Source organism: Rohdeia mirabilis, assembly GCA_007750655.1.
Lineage (GTDB): Bacteria > Planctomycetota > UBA1135 > UBA1135.
In genome coordinates this window covers 3,065,476-3,082,265 of sequence record CP036290.1, presented here as the reverse complement: position 1 = coordinate 3,082,265, position 16,790 = coordinate 3,065,476, and the positions used below count along the sequence as shown (strand labels likewise).

The 16,790-nt window shown below is 72.0% G+C and carries 13 protein-coding genes and 1 riboswitch; of the genes, 4 read left to right on the top strand and 9 right to left on the bottom strand.

What is annotated here, in order from left to right; translation table 11 throughout:
* From Pla163_RS11480 to Pla163_RS11460, 5 genes are all read right to left on the bottom strand, one after another.
* The gene (locus Pla163_RS11480) at positions 1 to 2,844 is read right to left on the bottom strand and encodes a polysaccharide biosynthesis tyrosine autokinase (RefSeq protein ID WP_145188198.1); all 2,844 of its coding nucleotides are present in this window, start codon (positions 2,842 to 2,844) and stop codon (positions 1 to 3) included.
* Positions 2,844 to 3,581: a polysaccharide biosynthesis/export family protein gene (locus Pla163_RS11475; protein WP_419185837.1), complete on the bottom strand. Its 738-nt coding sequence runs from the start codon at positions 3,579 to 3,581 to the stop codon at positions 2,844 to 2,846. The genes Pla163_RS11480 and Pla163_RS11475 overlap by 1 nt, the downstream gene beginning before the upstream one ends.
* A gap of 269 nt (positions 3,582 to 3,850) precedes the next feature.
* Positions 3,851 to 5,131: a glycosyltransferase family 9 protein gene (locus Pla163_RS11470; RefSeq protein WP_145188192.1), complete on the bottom strand. Its 1,281-nt coding sequence runs from the start codon at positions 5,129 to 5,131 to the stop codon at positions 3,851 to 3,853.
* Positions 5,132 to 5,303: 172 nt separating this feature from the next.
* Positions 5,304 to 6,617, bottom strand: a complete 1,314-nt coding sequence (locus tag Pla163_RS11465; protein WP_145188189.1) for a tetratricopeptide repeat protein — start codon at positions 6,615 to 6,617, stop codon at positions 5,304 to 5,306.
* A gap of 27 nt (positions 6,618 to 6,644) precedes the next feature.
* The gene (locus tag Pla163_RS11460) at positions 6,645 to 6,899 is read right to left on the bottom strand and encodes a hypothetical protein (RefSeq protein ID WP_145188186.1); all 255 of its coding nucleotides are present in this window, start codon (positions 6,897 to 6,899) and stop codon (positions 6,645 to 6,647) included.
* Between the two features lie 172 nt (positions 6,900 to 7,071).
* On the opposite strand from Pla163_RS11460, the gene mnmG reads away from it, so the two are divergent.
* The 4 genes from mnmG (at position 7,072) to Pla163_RS11445 (ending at position 10,726) form a co-directional block, all read left to right on the top strand.
* On the top strand, positions 7,072 to 9,003 hold the full coding sequence (gene mnmG / locus Pla163_RS11455; RefSeq protein WP_419185836.1) for a tRNA uridine-5-carboxymethylaminomethyl(34) synthesis enzyme MnmG: 1,932 nt from the start codon (positions 7,072 to 7,074) through the stop codon (positions 9,001 to 9,003).
* Positions 9,004 to 9,196: 193 nt separating this feature from the next.
* Positions 9,197 to 10,111, top strand: a complete 915-nt coding sequence (locus Pla163_RS11450) for a hypothetical protein (protein ID WP_145188179.1) — start codon at positions 9,197 to 9,199, stop codon at positions 10,109 to 10,111.
* A gap of 72 nt (positions 10,112 to 10,183) precedes the next feature.
* Positions 10,184 to 10,339, top strand: coding sequence for a hypothetical protein (locus Pla163_RS19020; RefSeq protein ID WP_419185835.1), 156 nt, complete (start codon positions 10,184 to 10,186; stop codon positions 10,337 to 10,339).
* Positions 10,340 to 10,726, top strand: a complete 387-nt coding sequence (locus Pla163_RS11445; RefSeq protein ID WP_145188176.1) for a heavy-metal-associated domain-containing protein — start codon at positions 10,340 to 10,342, stop codon at positions 10,724 to 10,726. It abuts the gene before it with no gap.
* 119 nt (positions 10,727 to 10,845) lie between these two features.
* Here the strand turns inward: Pla163_RS11445 and Pla163_RS11440 are convergent, their stop codons facing one another.
* The 4 genes from Pla163_RS11440 to yajC form a co-directional block, all read right to left on the bottom strand.
* Positions 10,846 to 12,162: a hypothetical protein gene (locus tag Pla163_RS11440; RefSeq protein ID WP_145188173.1), complete on the bottom strand. Its 1,317-nt coding sequence runs from the start codon at positions 12,160 to 12,162 to the stop codon at positions 10,846 to 10,848.
* A gap of 182 nt (positions 12,163 to 12,344) precedes the next feature.
* Positions 12,345 to 12,513, bottom strand: a riboswitch (cobalamin riboswitch).
* A gap of 1,070 nt (positions 12,514 to 13,583) precedes the next feature.
* A complete protein-coding gene (locus tag Pla163_RS11435; RefSeq protein ID WP_145188170.1) occupies positions 13,584 to 15,221 on the bottom strand; it encodes a TIGR03013 family XrtA/PEP-CTERM system glycosyltransferase in 1,638 nt (545 codons plus the stop codon).
* Between the two features lie 91 nt (positions 15,222 to 15,312).
* Positions 15,313 to 15,954 (bottom strand): YraN family protein, encoded by a 642-nt coding sequence (locus Pla163_RS11430; protein WP_419185834.1) that lies wholly within the window; start codon positions 15,952 to 15,954, stop codon positions 15,313 to 15,315.
* 194 nt (positions 15,955 to 16,148) lie between these two features.
* On the bottom strand, positions 16,149 to 16,601 hold the full coding sequence (gene yajC, locus Pla163_RS11425; protein WP_145188167.1) for a preprotein translocase subunit YajC: 453 nt from the start codon (positions 16,599 to 16,601) through the stop codon (positions 16,149 to 16,151).
* Between the last annotated feature and the right edge of the window lie 189 nt (positions 16,602 to 16,790).

Below are 16,790 nucleotides of genomic sequence, written 5' to 3'. Positions count from 1 at the left end.
TCAGGCCGCCTGGCGGTCGGGACTGCGGTCGTCCTGGTAGTAGGCGGAGCGCGCCTTGTAGTAGTCGCTGTAGGCACCGGCGCCCTTGGCCTTCTCGGGGCGACAGGCGTTCATCACGAGGCCGACGATCTTGGCGCCGGACGCGCGCATGCGCTTGGCCGTGTTCTCGACCACGCGCGAGGGGAGGCCGCCGGCGCGGTAGAGCAGGACGATCGCGTCGAGGCGGTGGGCGAAGACTTCGACGTCGGCGACGACGAGCGCGGGCGGGAGGTCGAACACGACCAGGTCGTACTCCGCGAGCCACTCGTCGACGAGTTCGCTCATCGCGTCCGAGCCCAACAGGTCGGCGCTGACCTGACGGCTGCGACCGGCGACGAGAACGTCGAGGTGGTCGCGTCCGCTGGGCTGACGGCGTTCGCGCCAGTCGGCTTCGTCCGTGAGGCACTCCGCGAGTCCGACCTGGTCGCCCAGGCCCAGGTAGCGATGGACCGACGGCCGGCGCAGGTCGGCGTCGACGAGCAGCACGCGGCGGCTCGGCGATGCCAGGCACCAGGCCAGGTCGATGTTGGTCGTCGACTTGCCCTCGCCCGGAGCGGACGACGTGACGGCGAGCGTCCGCATCTGACCGAGGTCGCCGACGGCGAAGCGCAGGCTCGCGCGCAGCGAACGGTAGGCCTCGGCCACGGGTCCCGACGGATCGTCGCGCATGGCGACGAAGTCCTTGGTGCGCGTGGCGACGCGGCCGCCGTCCTTGAAGTCGGGCACCGACGCGAGGACCGGCAGTCCGGTGATGCGCTCGAGTTCGCCTTCGCTCTCGAGGGACTCGGCCAGGTGCTCGCGAACGAGCAACAGCGCCAGTCCGGCGAGGACACCGGCCACGAGACCGAGTCCGAGCGTGAACCCGATGCGCGGGGCGTAGCGGCGGTCGGGCGCGGCGGCGCGGTCGACGAAGTCCGCCGACGAGAGGGCCGACGCGCGCGCGATCTGAGCCTCCTGGAGACTCTTGAGCAAGAGCGCGGTCAGTTCCTTGTGCGTCTCGAGGCGGCGCAGCGGGGCGGCCAGGAGGCGTTCCTTCTCGGGCAGGGCGCCGAGCTGGGCCTCGAGGTCCGCACACACGCGGTCGAGTTCGGTGTACTGACGCCCGAGCGCTTCGCGGCGCGACGCCAGGTGGTCGGCGATGCGCGCACGGGTGGCGGCGAGGGCGGCGTCGATCGACTCGAGGTCGCGTCCCGACTGGGCCATGGCGGCGTCGCGGGCGGTGGCGGCGAGCTCGTCGCGATCGTCGGCCAGGGCGGCCAGGGCTTCGGCGCGTTGCGCGAGGTTCTGCGTCAGACGCGCGCGCAGTTCGACGATCGCGCGCTCGATCCGCGCGCGTTCGGGGTGTTCGACGGTGTAGGTGCTGGCGAGAACCTCGCGCTGGCTCTGCAGGCGACCCAGTTCGGCCAGGTAGCCGAGCGTCAACGGATCGACGGTGGCACCGCTCGACGGCGACGACGAGAGTCCGGCGAAGGCGCCCTGTTCGTCGGCCTCGGCGGCGGTCAGCACCGCGCGCAGGGCGGCCAGCTCGACGCGGGCCTCGTCGGCGCGTTCGTCGAGCTCGACGGCGCGCTGCTGGAGGAGCGTGCGGTAGGGACCCCCGTCGGCGCGCGCCGCGGCGAAACGCTCGAGGCCGAGGGTCTCGAGCCGTTCGACCAGACCCTTCGACAGCGGGTCGGCCAGCTCGGAGGACAACTGCGACAGTCCGCGATCGTCACCGGCCTGGGTCAGTTCCAGCGCTTCCTCGAGGGCGTGGCGCGCGAGGTCGAGACGCAGACGTTCGACCTCGAAGCCCGACAGCTGCTCGACGATGCGTCCGGCCGACGTGGTCAGGTCGATCAGGTCGGGGTACTGCTTGCGCAGCGCGACGACGTCCGCCTCGGCCGTCTCCAGCGCGGCGGTCTGCTCGTCGAGCTGGTCCTCGATGAAGCCGATCGACTGGGACGCGCGGCGTCGGCTGCGTTCGACCTTGAGGTCGAAGTAGTTGAGGCACAGGGCGTTCGCCTTGGCCGCCGCGCGCAGCGGGTCGCTGTCGGAGACGGTCAGTTCGAGGACGCCCGAGTTGCGCTGCGTCTCCATGACGCGCGTGTTGTTCATCAGATCGCGCGCGGCGTCGTCGGGCGTGCGCACGTGGACGACGTACGTGCCGAGCGAGCGATCCGCGTCCGCATCGATCCACAGTCGCAGTCCGGACCACTCGACGGGTTCACCGGCGGCGTAGTCGAGCTCGGTCGCGTCGGACCCGAAGTGCTCGGCGTAGGCCATGTCGCCCAGGGCGGCGAGTTCGACGCGCGTCGGGCTCACGAAGCGCAGACGGACCCGTTCGGGAGCGGAGCCGTCGAGGCGTTCGCTGCGCACGGCGATGCGCGGAGCGGGGATCTGGCCGGTGAGGCGTCCGACGGCGGCGGCGAGCGGGCGTCGGGCGAGGTCGTCGACCTGCGCTTCGAGACCGAGGTGGCGCGCACGCTCGTCGGCGTCCAGGACGTCCGCAGGGGTCGCGACCACCTGCTCCGCGAGCGCTCGCGACGAGAGCAACGCGATCTCGGCCGAGGCGCGGGGCGCGCTGCCGAAGAGCGACAGTTCGCTGAGCGTGGCCGACGCGCCGTCCTGCTCGTCGATCAGGACCGTGGCGGTCGCGCGGTAGACGGGCGCCTGGGCGCCGATCCAACCCAGCGCGAGGCCGAGGCCGGCGACGGCGAACAGGGCGAGCGCGAGGCGCCGGCGCAGCGCCAGGTCGAGGACGTGGCGCAGACCGGCGGCGGGATCGGGCGAACCGTTGCGATCGGTTCCTTCGTGGGTGAGCGGCATCAGTCCTTCAGTGCGTCCGAGACGATGATGAGGCTCGTGAGCGAGCTGAAGATCGGAGCCGCGGCCTGCAGCACCGGAACGATCTGTTCCTTGAACGCGCCGCCCCTCGAGAGGCGCACGAACACCAGGTCACCGGGGTGGACGGCGATCAGGCCGTTCACGTCGGGCGTCCCGGCGTCGAAGAAGTGCACCTCGAGTTCGCCGTCGCGCTCGCGCATGAGCGCGACGTTCTCGCGGTCGGCGCCGTTGATCGCGCCACCCGCCAGTGCGAGCAGCTGCAGTGCGTTCACCGGGCGGTCGAGCACGTAGGCGCCGGGGGTGTTGACCTGACCGAGGACGAACGCTTGGCGGGATGCGGGTTCGGCGACGGCGAGACCGACGCGCGCGTCGACGAGGAAGCGCGCCAACTCGGCCTCGATGCGCTCGCGACCCTGGGAGACCGTCAGACCCGAGACCTGGACCGGACCGGTGAGCGGCAGGTTCACGTTGCCCTGGGCGTCGATGCGCAGCGGGATCTCCGGCCGGGCCACGTCGGGGTGTCCGACGACCGTGACCGTCAACGTGTCGCCCGGGCCGAGCGTTTCGATCAGCGGGCTCGACGTCAGGCCGAACGTCTCGGCCGGGATGGTGCCTTCGACGAGGGGCGGCGCGGAGACGCAGCCCGCGATCGCCGGAGCGAGCGTGAGGAGCAGCACGCGGCACGCGGTGCCGAGGCGATGGGAGTCGTTGGGACGCACGGACGACATGGGCGAATGAGGGTGATCGGGCGCCGCGCGAAGGGGCGCGCGCGTGGGGGGGCAGGACCCCGGCGAACCGTCGCTATCGGCCCGTGGGAGCCGTTTCCTGCGCGATCGGACGGCGGCCGCCAGGCGTTGTCCCAGGGCTGCGCCCCCTGTGCGCGAGCCCTCGATCGGTCGGCGGTCGGGCGGCGCGGCGCGCTGCTGGGCGCTTCGTCGCGCGGTCGCGAAGCCTGCTTCCACGCCGTCCCGCGAGCACCGGGAGCGGCCTACGCGGCCCGTTCGCTCAGGGCTCGGCGGACCGAGCGCTCGCCGGCGCTCGGGCGCCGTCGCGCACCGCGCAGTGCGGCGGCCAGCACGGCGTCCGCCGAGAGCTCGAGACAGGCCGGAACCCCGCCGGAGCGGTTCGCACAGGCCGGGGCGAGGCAGGGATGGCAAGGGACTTGACGGCGCAGCACGGTGGGCGGACGCGTCGGATCGGCGCACCACGGATCCCAGGCGCCGCGGCGGTCCCAGCCGGAGAAGATCGCGACGAGCGGCGTCCCCACGGCGGCGCCGAGGTGCATCGTGCCCGTGTCGTTCGAGACCAGGACGTCGGCGCGCTCCAACAGGGCCGCGGACTCGAGCAGGTCGGTCACGCCACACAGGCTGGGGACGTCGACGCCGGCCGCGCGAGCGATGCGTTCGGCCAGATCGACGTCGCCGGGTCCGCCGAGGACCACGGCTCGGCCGCCGCGGTCGATCCAACCGCGAGCGACGGCGCCGAAGCGTTCGGCGGGCCAGCGCTTGTGCTCCAACTTGGCGCCCGGGGCGAGGCACAGGAGCGGTTCGCCACCCGGCGCGAGTCGTGCGAGGTGCAGCAGCGCGCGTTCGCGGCGCGGTGCGTCGATCTCGAGCACGTGGACGCCCGACGCTCGGTTCGCGTCGAACTCGGCGCCGCTCGTCCGCCCGTCGGCGATCGCGCTCTCGACCTGTTCGCAGAGGCGCGTCGCGATCGGCCGCCAGACGAACTCGCGATCGTGGGCGCGGGCCAGCGGCGCCGGGAGGAAGTGCGCGGTGGTGACGTTCGCACCGCGCACGTCGCGCAGACCACCGAGTCGCAGGGCCACGAGCAGCCGCAGTTCGGCGCGCGGCGTCGTGCGGTCCTGGGGCACGAGGTAGAGCCGGTCGACCGGTGCCTCGCGCAGGCGACGACACAGCTCGCGCAGGCCACCCTGGGCCAGGTCCTCACGCGTCCAGCGCACGACGCGATCGACCGCGGACGAGTGTTCGAGCAGTTCCGCCGCTCCCGGTGCGTCGGCGGGTCCGGGCGAGGTGAACAGCACCAACTCGGCGTTCGGGTGGGCGGCACGCACGGCGGCCAGCGCCGGCAGGGCGACGAGCGTGTCGCCGATCATGCCCACGCGCCACACGCCGACGCGTTCGGGTTCCGCGGTCCCACGGCGGAAGAGCAGGCGCTCGGTGGCGCGCACGCAGGCGTTGGCCGTGCGCCGCAGGAACTCGGCGATCCGAGCGCGCCGGCTCGCTCCGCGCGGCAGTCCGTCCGTCATTGGGGCAGCGGCCCCCGCGGCCGGGCGGTCGTGCGTGGGGTCGTGCGGGGCGGGGGTCACGCCGGGTGGATCGACCCTCGCGCCCGCGGACCTCCAGCGGCGCGCTCGCCAGGTCCCGCTGTCGCGACGGCGCCCGCCGGGCAGTGCTCGGCCAGAACGCGCGCCCCCAGACCTAGCGCGGCTCGAAGACCTCGCCGTAGCGCGGGTGCTCGGCCAGGACGCGGAACTCGCGCAGTGCGGCCAACTCCTCGCGGCGCGGATTGGTCAGGTCGGCGTCCTCGAGGGCACCCGCCGCCTTGTCGAGGCGTTCGTTCAACAGGTAGGCGCGCGCCAGGTCCACGTTGATCTCGCGCAGCACGAAACCACCCTGACCCTTCGCCTCGCGCAGCGCCTTCTTGAGGTCGTTGATCGCGCCGGTGTAGTCGCCGATGCGCATCTTCATCTGGCCGCGCGCGCGCAGCGGATTCGGCAGGCCCTTGTCCGCCTCGTCCACGTCCTCGTCCAGCTTCTCCATCAGCTGGTCCTTCGCCTCGCGATCGCCCATGCGCGTGAGCGCCACCAGCGCCGCCGTCGCGATGCGCTCCGAACTCGAACGCGTGAGCGCGTCCAGTTCGTCCTCCACGTGGCGGCGAGCGAGATCGAGCCGCCCGACGCGCTCGAGCAGTTCGGCGGCGTCGTCGCCTCGCACACTTCCGGCGAGGGGCAGTGCCACCAGCCGCTTCACGCGTTCGGGCTCGATGGGGCCCGACTTCGACTCGATGAACTCGAGCAGGGGGCTCCAGACGTCCTTCGCGAGGTCCTGGTTCGCGAGCGCCGCGTCGACGATCGGTTCGTACTCGACCGCTACGCGCGCGGCCGCCGCGGACAGGGCCGCTGCGACGCTCTGACGATCGGCGCGCGTCACCGCGTCCTCGAACGCGGTCGCGCTGTCCGGTCCACCCAGTCGCACGAGCGCACCCAGAACCTCCGCGCGATCGGCGCCCGAGCGCTTGGCGTAGAGCGCGGTCAGGCTGCGCGCGGCGCCGGTGGGGTTCGGAACGGCGCCCAGCGCGGCGATCGCGAGGCGGCGCGTGGTGGCGGTCGTGTGGTTGCTGAGCTCGTCGAGCCGCGGGAGGATGGCCGCGCTCGACACGCGCCGCAGGGCGTAACCGGCCTCGAGCGCGCGCCACATCTGGGCCTCGTCCTCCTCGTCCGTGACCTCGAGGCGCTCCACGAGCACGAGGGCCGCGGCGGGGGGCAGGGCGGCGAGGGCCTCGCGCTTCTCGGCGGCGCGGCGCGGGCTGCGTTCACGGCGCGCGGCCGCGATCTCGAGCAGGAGGGCGTCGACGCGCGGTTGGACCTCGGCCACCTGCGCGGCCAACTCGGCGGACAGGCGCTCGCGCAGGTCCTCGAGCGACTCGCGGTCGTCGCGCGTCGCCTCGGCGCGAAGGGGCTCGGACAGAGCCGGAACGACGGCCAGGGAGATGAACAGGAGCAGACGCAGCATCGCAGCAGTCTAGCGGCCCGAAGGTGCTCAGGTACGGCGCGGCAGCGGGCGGATCGTCAGCTGCCGGACGCGGTCCGAACCCTGCGCGCCCGTGCCCTCGGCCTCGAGCGCGGGTTCGGGGCGTCGCGCGGCGGGGCGTCGCTCCTCGCGACCGCGACTCGGCGCGACGGGGGCGCGCGACGCGGCCAGCAGCCCCGCGATGCGGGGTTCGGGCGGCAGTCCGTAGATGGACCGCAGGCCGTGGCGGTGGCGGAAGACCCAGGCGTACACGCTGACCCTCATCGACCGTCGGCCGCCGCCGCCCGTAGCCCTCACCGCCCTCGAATGCCGCTCGCGGTCGGCGCCCGCCCCGGTTCCAATGCGCGCCGAGCGCCGCGCCCCGCGCGCGAATCGCGTCTCCAGCACCGTCCGACCGTCCGACCGTCCGCCGAACGCCGGCGCCTCTCGATCTTCAGTGTCCACGGAATCGACCCACTTCGACCCGGCCCCGCTCGACGCGAGCCACCCGCACCCCGCACCCGCGCGCGGCGCGCAGTACGACGTCCTCGTCGTGGGGGGCGGGCACGCGGGGATCGAGGCCGCGCTCGCCGCCGCTCGACTGGGCGCACGCGCGGCGCTCGTGACGTTCCGGCTCGACCGCATCGGTGAGATGAGTTGCAACCCGGCGATCGGTGGGCTCGGCAAGGGTCAGCTGGCGCGCGAGGTCGACGCTCTGGGCGGAGCGATGGGGACGGTCATCGACCGCACCGGCATCCAGTTCCGCATGTTGAACACGGCCAAGGGTTATGCGGTGCAGGCGCCGCGGGCCCAGGCCGATCGGCACCGCTATCGCGAGGAAGCCACGGCCATGGTCGCCGCGGCCGACGGCGTCGAGATCGTCGCGGGCGGCGCCGAACGTCTCGTCCTCGAGGACGACGGTCGCGGGCGCACGCGCGTCGCGGGCATCGTGCTCGGCGACGGGCGCACGCTGCGCGCGGGAGCGACGATCCTGACCACGGGTACGTTCCTGTCGGCGGTCATGCACACCGGCGACGAACGCACGGCCGGCGGACGGGTGGGGGAATCGGCCGCGACCGGGATCACCGCCGATCTCGTGGCACTCGGACTGGTGACGGGACGCCTCAAGACGGGGACACCGCCGCGTCTCGCGAGCGACTCGATCGACTGGGAGCGTCTCGAGGAACAGCACGGCGACGCGCTGCCGCAGCCGTTCAGCCTGAGGACCGACCGCGCGGCGTTCCCCGCCCTGCGCCAGATCGCCTGCCACCTCGCGTACACGAACGAGCGCACGCACGACGTCATCCGCGCGAACATCCACCGTTCGCCGATGTACTCGGGGACGATCGAGGGCATCGGACCGCGCTACTGCCCGAGCGTGGAGGACAAGGTCGTGCGCTTCGCGGACCGCGATCGCCATCAGCTGTTCCTCGAACCCGAAGGCCTCGAGACGGACGTGGTCTACGTGAACGGCCTCTCGACGAGTCTGCCGGCCGAGGTGCAGGAAGAATTCGTGCGCAGCGTCGAGGGACTGGAGCGCGCGCGGTTCGAACGCCACGGGTACGCGGTCGAGTACGACTTCGTCCAGCCGTTCCAGCTCGACCCCACGCTCGCACTGCGCGACGTGCCCGGCCTGTACCTCGCCGGTCAGATCAACGGTACGAGCGGCTACGAGGAAGCCGCGGCTCAAGGGCTCGTAGCCGGCGCCAACGCGGCCCTGTGGACGAGCGAGCGCCCGGCGTTCGTGCTGGCGCGGCACGAGGCCTACATCGGCGTCCTCATCGACGACCTGACCGTGTCGAACCCGGTCGAGCCGTACCGCATGTTCTCGAGCCGTGCCGAGTACCGTTTGATGCTGCGCCACGACAACGCCGACAAGCGACTCGGTGCCAAGGGCGCGGCGTTCGGGCTGATCGACGCGGACACGCAACGCCTCTATGCGCGCCGCGCGAGCGACGTCGCGGCCGCGCGCGAACTGCTCGCGTCGATCCGGCGTCCCGGCGACGGCGGGCGCACGCTGCTCGAGCGGCTGGCGCGCCCCGACACGACGTTCGCCGATCTGGCCGCGGCGGACGAGCGGGTGGCGGCGCTCGATCTCGCACCGGACCTCGCGGTGGCGGTGGAGGCCGACGTGAAGTACGCCGGCTACGTCGAGCGCCAACAGCGCGACGTCGAGCGCTTGCGCGGCCAGGAGCACACGGAGATCCCGAACGACTTCGACTTCGGGTCGGTCACGGGCCTCAAGACCGAAGCGCGCGAGAAGCTCGCCCTCCTGCGCCCGCGCACGCTGGGTGCGGCCGGTCGCATCGCCGGGGTGAACCCGCCCGACGTGACGTTGGTGGCGATCCACCTGGATCGCGCGCGTCGTACGCGGGCGAGTTCGACCTGAGCGGGGGACTCGCGCGTCGGTCGCTCGGGGCCCGGTTCACCGAGGCCGGTTCAAGGCGGTGTCTCGTGCACGGAAACGCGGCTGATGCGCGGGCCAGCGTCCTGGCGCGGCGACGCTGCACGGGACCTGGCGCACCGGGTCGCAGGCCGCCGCGTCCGACGTCCGCGGGCGGTGGCTCGCTATGCTCACCCGGATGAGCGACGCCAGACAGCTGTCCTTCGGTGCCCGCGCCCTGCGCGACGGCACTCCTCTCGTCCGACTCGCGTCGGCCGCCCTCGCCGTGGCGCTGCTCCTCGCTCCGACCGCCGCCGCTCAGATCCGCGTCGCGAACGCCGGGATCACGTCGCGCGAGACGCCCCAGGTGACCGAGACCGTCGAAGTGCGTTCGTTCGAGAACCTCCAGCAGGTGCGTTTCGAGACACGTCTCGCCATCGCGCTGAGCGGAGCGACGAGTCTCGACGTGACGGTTCCCGTCGTGCGCAACGACGCCGAGTTCGGGGCGCTCGCGGACGTGGACACGGGACTCGGCGACGTGGGACTGCGTGTGCAGCACTCGCTCCACCAGTCCGACGCCGTGATGCGCTCGACGCGCTACGCCGTGTACGCGACGGCGCGGCTGCCCACGGGCGACGACGAGGCGCTCGTGTCGGGCGGCGTGCTGCTGCCGCGCAAGCTCCAACTCGGCCTCGGGTCGGTGGGCCTGGGCGCCGGCGCCGTGGCCTCGTTCATCCGCGACCGCCACCGCCTGTCCTTCTCGGCCGGCTTCCGTTGGAGCGACGAGGCCGGCGGGTTCCAACTCGGCGGCGAGGTCGAGGTCGCCGCCGCCTGGTGGTACCGGCTCCGTCCCGCGGTCTTCGAGGATCTCGACGTGATCGAGGTGCGCGGCGTTCTCGAGCTGATCGGGACCTGGCGCGGGAACAGCGAGCTGCAAGGGGTCGCGCTCTCGGACGCGGGCTTCGAGGCCTGGCTCGCTCCGGGTGTGCAGGTCTTCGCGCGGGACGACCTCCTCGTCCAGGCGAGCCTGGCCCTTCCGATCGCGGACGGCATCGACGACGCGCTCGGCGAACGCGAATGGGCGTGGCTGCTGGCATTGCGCTGGTATCTTTGAGCGCCTACCGGGTGCTCGAGCGACGACCGCGACCACACTCCGGGCCGGACGACGAACAGAACGACGACGACCATGCGACGACGCGACCTTCTCTCCCTCGCCCTCCTGGGCGCCACGGCCTTCACCGCACTCGGATGCGCGACGGGCGGTCTCCCCTTGGCCGGACAGCGCACGGCTGGGTGCTGCGGCCTCGAAGGGGTGTCGGTGAAGGCGCTCGGGATGGAGTGAATGTCCTGCGTCGCGGCCGTCGACGACGGCCTCGGGCGCCTGGAAGGCGTCAACTCCATCCACATCGATCTGCAGACGAATCTCGTCCAGCTGAACTGCGGCCCCGACGTGGCGATGGACCTCGCGAGCGTGCCGGTCGCCATCCGCGAGACGGGTTTCGCGCCGGCCGACCTCGCCATCGTCGCGAACGGACACTTCGAGGAAGGCGGTCGCGCCTTCCGTCCCACCGGGTGGAGCCGAGCGCTGCGGGTGGCCGCCGACGGCTTCGATGCCGGCGTCTTCTCGTCCAGTGACCTCGAGGGCGCGTCGCCCGTCCACATCGCCGCGGACGTGGTGGGCTGGGAGGACGGCGGCGAGCTCGCGCTGCGTTCGATCGAGCGGCGCTGAGGCGTGGCGCCCGTCGCGCCACCCGAGTCCAGAAGTGGTGGCTCCCGAACGCGCGCGGGTCCGTGCCTTCGTTCGAAGGCGCGGACCCGCGTCGCTGGCGAGCGGTCGCGCGCGGCGAACTACAGAGCGGCCGTCGTGCTGCTGCCGACGATCCCGAAGAGCGGATCGACGCAGATGGCCTGGATGACCGCCGTGCCGCCGAGCGTGCCGTCGTTCGTGTAGTTCAGTTGGGCCGTGCCGCTCGCGCTCGTGCCGACGATCGGGCCGATGATCGCGGTGCCCACGTCGATGCCGCTGAAGACCGGTGCGCCACCGAACAGGAACGGCAGTTCGAGCGGCGTGTACAGGCTCTGCACACCGAACACGAAGACGGCCACACCGTTCTTCGGCGCTTCCGAGAGCTGGACCGAGAACACACCGGGCCCGCTGACTCCGGGACCGACCAAGTTCACCTCCGGGCGCGCCGGTTCGACCTGCGTGCGCTCGAAGGTCGAGAAGAAGTCGGTCGTCGTGTAGCGCAGCGTGCCGCCGAACGCGGGCTGGAACGGTGCGAACGCGGCCGGCGAGGTACCCGCCGAGAACTCGAGTCCACCGATCGCGTTGAAGATCGCGCCGTCGACGACCGCGAGCGACAGGGCCCGGGTCGGTCCGACCTGGAAGACGATGTTCGAACCGTCGAAGAAGTCGTTCTCGGCCAGGTACACGTTGCCGGTCGCGGCGTCGCAGACCAGGTCGCCCGCGCCGTCGAACCCGGCGCCGAAGACCGTGGCGTCACTGGCATCGAGCACCGGCGCTCCCGTCAGGTCGGCCGCGTCGAAGCGCAGGATGTCCGACGATCCCGCTGGCGCGGGGAAGCTGGTGCCGACGGTCCCGTAGTACAGGTCGCCCGCAGCGTCCATGGCGACGGGGCCCGACGGACCGACGATGGTTGCGAGCAGCGTCGCGACGCCGGTGGTCGTGTGCACACGCCAGACCTCGTTGTCCGCGCTGAATCCGCTGCTCGCGGCGCTGACGACGATGGTGGTGGCCGACTCACGGACGGCGTCGTAGTTGTTCGGCAGGTTCGCGAGGACGGTCGTGCCGCCGCCGGCGAGCTCGATCCGGTAGAGGTTCTGGGTCGAGCTCTCGCCCAGGACGACGAACGTCTCGCTCGGGTCCACGAGCATGAAGCTGCCGAACTTGAAGTTCGCGAAGGCCGTGAGGTTCTGAAGCAGCGAACCGGTCGCGTCGTAGCGGTCGACGCTGAATCCGTCGAAGGCGACGACGTCACCGTTCGAGAGGGTTGCGACCGTCGCCTGACCGGGATAGGCCAACGCGGTGAGCGCGAAGCCGTCGCGGGGCGTGTCCTGCGCCGTTGCGACCTGTGCGGTGATGGCGGAGCCGAAGAGAGCGACGACGAGCGCGGGGACGGACCCGGCGCGGAAGATGGAGTTCATGGTGCCTCGGGCCGCCGTTCATCGCGGCGGCGCGTCAGGGAGTGGGGGTGGACGCAGCGCGCTCGCGAGTCGTCGGACGTCGGCGCGCCGGTCCGCCGGGCGCTCCGCGGTGCGGACCGGTCCCATTGGCACGGCTCCCGACGCCCCGAATCCCGAGGGCGTGCGTGAAGAGGCTCGTCGTCAGGTCTTCTGGCTCGTGGATCGTCCGAGGAACCATCACCTTCCCGGACCGGCGAACCGTTCCAGTGGCGTCGCGGTGCGTGCGCGGATCGGGTGATCCGCGGGCGTACCGGATGGCTCTCGTCCCCACTTACAGCGGCGGGACCGCGTCGGATTCGCACCGACTTCCCTTGGCGAGGAGCGCCCCCAGGCTAGACGGCCGGTCGATCGTGCGCCAGCCCGGTCTCAGCGCGAGCGCGGCGCCGCGGCGGGTGCGGGAGCGTGCGCCGGAGCCAAGCTCGATGGCGTGCACGGGTTGTGGCGTGCGGCGGGCGTTCGCGAGAGCCGCGATCCGGCGCGACGAAGCCCCGGCGCGACGACGATCCGGCGGGAAGACGATCCGCCACCCCGAGTCGTGGACCGCGCAAGGCCGATCGAGCTCGCGCCGCTTCCGTCGCAGTCGCTCAGGTGCCGCGTCGCAGCAGCACCGTCTTGATGGTGCCCACGAGAATGGAGAGGTCGAACGGCACCGAGTGGTTCTTGATGTGCGACGGTGCCGGAAGTGGAGCCTCTGTGGGTCGGAGGCGTCCGTCGCCGTCAGGTGCCGCGTCGCAGCAGCACCGTCTTGATGGTGCCCACAAGAATGGAGAGGTCGAACGGCACCGAGTGGTTCTCGATGTGCAACGGTGCCGGAAGTGGAGCCTCTGCGGGTCGGAGGCGTCGGTCGCCGTCAGGTGCCGCGCCGCAGCAGGACCGTTTTGATGGTGCCCACGAGGATCGAGAGGTCGAACGGCACCGAGTGGTTCTCGATGTGCGACGGTGCCGGAAGTGGAGCCTCTGCGGGTCGGAGGCGTCCGTCGCCGTCAGGTGCCGCGCCGCAGCAGGACCGTTTTGATGGTGCCCACGAGGATCGAGAGGTCGAACGGCACCGAGTGGTTCTCGATGTGCGACGGTGCCGGAAGTGGAGCCTCTGCGGGTCGGAGGCGTCGGTCGCCGTCAGGTGCCGCGCCGCAGCAGGACCGTTTTGATGGTGCCCACGAGGATCGAGAGGTCGAACGGCACCGAGTGGTTCTCGATGTGCGACGGTGCCGGAAGTGGAGCCTCTGCGGGTCGGAGGCGTCGGTCGCCGTCAGGTGCCGCGCCGCAGCAGGACCGTTTTGATGGTGCCCACGAGGATCGAGAGGTCGAACGGCACCGAGTGGTTCTCGATGTGCGACGGTGCCGGAAGTGGAGCCTCTGCGGATCAAAGGCGTCCGTCGCCGTCAGGTGCCGCGTCGCAGCAGGACCGTTTTGATGGTGCCCACGAGGATCGAGAGGTCGAACGGCACCGAGTGGTTCTTGATGTAGAAGAGGTCGAACTGGAGCTTCTGCACCGCGTCCTCGACCGTGTTGCCGTACGGGTAGCTGATCTGCGCCCACCCCGTCACGCCCGGCTTCACGATGTGGCGTTGGTGGTAGTAGGGGATCTCGGCCGCGAGCTGTTCGATGAAGTGCGGTCGTTCGGGCCTGGGTCCGACCATCGACATCGAACCGCCGAGCACGTTGAACAGCTGCGGCAGCTCGTCGAGGCGCGTCTTGCGGATGAAGTTGCCCACGCGCGTGATGCGCGGATCGTCCTTGCTCGCCCAGACCGGGCCGGTGCCCTTCTCGGCGTCGGCGCGCATGGAGCGGAACTTCGCCAGCACGAACGGCTTCCCGAAGCGACCCGAGCGCTCCTGCCTGAACAGGATCGGACCGGGCGAGTCGATGCGCACGGCGATCGCGGTCGCGATCATCAGCGGCCAGACGAAGAGCAGCAGCGCGAGCGCCGAGACCACGTCGAAGAAGCGCTTGGCCGCGTCCTGGAACGGGTGGCGTTGGAAGCCGCGGTTGAAGATCAGGTACGACGGCCGCATGGCGCGCACGGCGATCTTGCCGGTCACGCGCTCGTAGACCGACTCGGCTTCTTCGACCGCGATCCCCGCCAGGCGCGCGCGCAGGAGTTGGGTCGTGGGCATCGAGCCGCGCCGATCGCCGAGCGCGACGACGATCGTGTCCACGCCGAGCCGCAGTGCGACGCCCTCGAGCGTCTCGCCGGGCAGGACCATGACCTGTGGGATGGACGTGTTCGCTTCCTGGTCGCCGGAGTTCGACGCGTCGGTCGAGCGCGCGGCCTCCATCGCGGGCTCGGTGTGACTCGCACGCGCGAGCGCGGCCGCCTGGCTGCTGCGACTCTGTCGCGGACGCAGCGCGCGCGCCTCCTGGAAGCGCGCGGCGCCACCGAGCAGGTCCTCGGAGGTCTCGTCCGCTCCCGGCGCCGAGTGCAGGGCGCCGAGCACGCGGTAGCCAGCGTCCGCCGCGCGCCCGAGTTCGCTGTAGAGCGTGCGCGCGAGGTCGCCGTCGCCGAGGATGAGCACGCTCTCGCCCAGGTTGAAGTGTCCCGAGAGGCGCGTGAACAGTCGCCGCCACCAGAACAGGACGACGAAGCCGATCAGGAGCGCCGCGATCAGCGACTGGACGACCTGGGAGAGCGTCAGGCCGGGGAACTCGAGCAGTGCGCCCGAACCCCACATGCGCGAGGCACCGAGGGCCAGCATGACCAGCGCGACGCCGAGGCCCGCGGCCGAGAGGAAGCGCGCGAAGCGGTCGTAGCGGCTCGTCGTGACGCGGAAGTCGTAGAGCTCGTTCAGGTACAGCGCGACCTGCGCGAGGAGTGCGACGAGGATCGCGGACAGTGCGCAGCGCAGTTCCGCGTCGCCCAGGGTCGTGCCCTCCTCGGCCAGGGCCCGCAGCACCGTCTGGGTCGGGCGCCACAGGTGCGCCGTCATGCCGATGGCAACGATCACCGCAAGGAGCACGGTGTCGCTCACGATCAGGAGGGCCTTCCTGATCGGCAGGTAGTGGCGGAGGACGTGGAGCATCGGGGCGCGCCGGCCGGGGTCTGTTCTCCTCGACCCGCGGGAGGACCTGAGTGAAGCCTCCCACGGAGTGCGCGACTGGCGGCGGGACAGTCTACGGCGGTGGGAGCTCCTCCCAGGCGCGCTCGACCGTGTCCGGAGCCTCCGTCGGACCGCGTTCCGCCCGCCGCCATCCGTACTCCAGCTGGCGCCGCGGGCCTTTGATCCAGACCTCGATCAGGTCCACCCGGGCCGCCGAGCCCGAGGAGCGCGCCAGACCGCGGGCGGCGGTGACGAGTCGCTCCAGTCGGGCCGGCCCGACCCGATCCGCGGGTCGAAAGCGTCGCGCGCCCAGCGGCAGGTCGAGCCGAGAACGGGAGGCCTTCACCTCGCACAGCACCAGGGTGCGGTTCGAACGCGCCAGGACGTCGACCTCGACGCCGCCGATGCGAACGTTGCGCGCGAGGATCCGGTGCCCCGTGCGCGCGAGGAGCCGCGCGGCGAGGCGTTCGCCCAGCGGCCCCAGGTCCACCTGGCGCGGTTCGGTCGTGCGCAGCCACAGGGGCAGGAGCGCGGCGGGGACCCAGCGCCACGACCGCGTCCGCGCGCGGGCGAGCCGGGCCGCCGACCCGGTCCCGTTGCTGTCTCGGGAAGGTCGCGGGGTGGCGGGTTCGCTCGGCCGCGTCGGTGCGGCGCGCCGTTCGCGTCGCCGTCGCGCCAGCGCCGAGCGCACGCGGCGCCGGGCGGCGTTCGACACGGTCCCGATCGACGCGGTGCGGCGCGCAGAGGATCCGCCCGGGCTCGCAGCGCGCTCGTTCGGCCCCGCCTCCGCGCCGGCGCCGCTCGATCTCCGTTGGCCGGGCCGCTCGCACAGGCGATCGCCGTACCCATCTCGGCCGTACCGGTCTCGGCCGTACCGGTCGCGATCGGACCCGTCGCCGGCGTTCGGTCCTACTTCGCGGCCTTCTCGCCGTCTTCCTTCGGCTCGATCTTGGTCTGCACCGCGGCGCGCGTGAACTTGAGGCGCACGCCCTCGTCGACCTGCAGCACCACCACGTCGTCCATGACCTGGACGATCGTTCCGAGGAGTCCGCTCGTCGTCATGACCTTGTCGCCCTTCGTGAGGGCGTCGAGCATCTCCTTCTGGCGCTTGCGGTTCTTCCGCTCGGGCGCGAACACCACGAACCAGAAGATCGCGACCATCATCACGACCAGGAAGATCGGGTTGAGGCCCTCGGGCTCGCCGACCGGCGCACCCTCTTCGGCGGCCGGAGCGGCGGTCGTCTCCGTCGGCGCCGGGTCCTGGACGCGGCTCGCCGTCGCCGCGTCGGTCGGGACGAGGACGGCCGGGGTCGGCGTGGCGGCGAGGAAGGTCGGGGCCTGGAGCAGCGGGGCCTGGAGCATCGTTGGCGACTCGAACAGCGAGAGTGGGCGGCTGGGGATCCCCGCCGCAGGGACGAACCTGACCGGGACGAGCGGCGCCAGCGTGGGCGCCGCCGGGGATCGAGGGCGACGAGGGTAGCGCTGGGCCGGGTGGGTTCAAGGCGCGAGCGCGGTCGGTCGCAGCGCTCGCGCCGCCGCTGCTGGAAACGG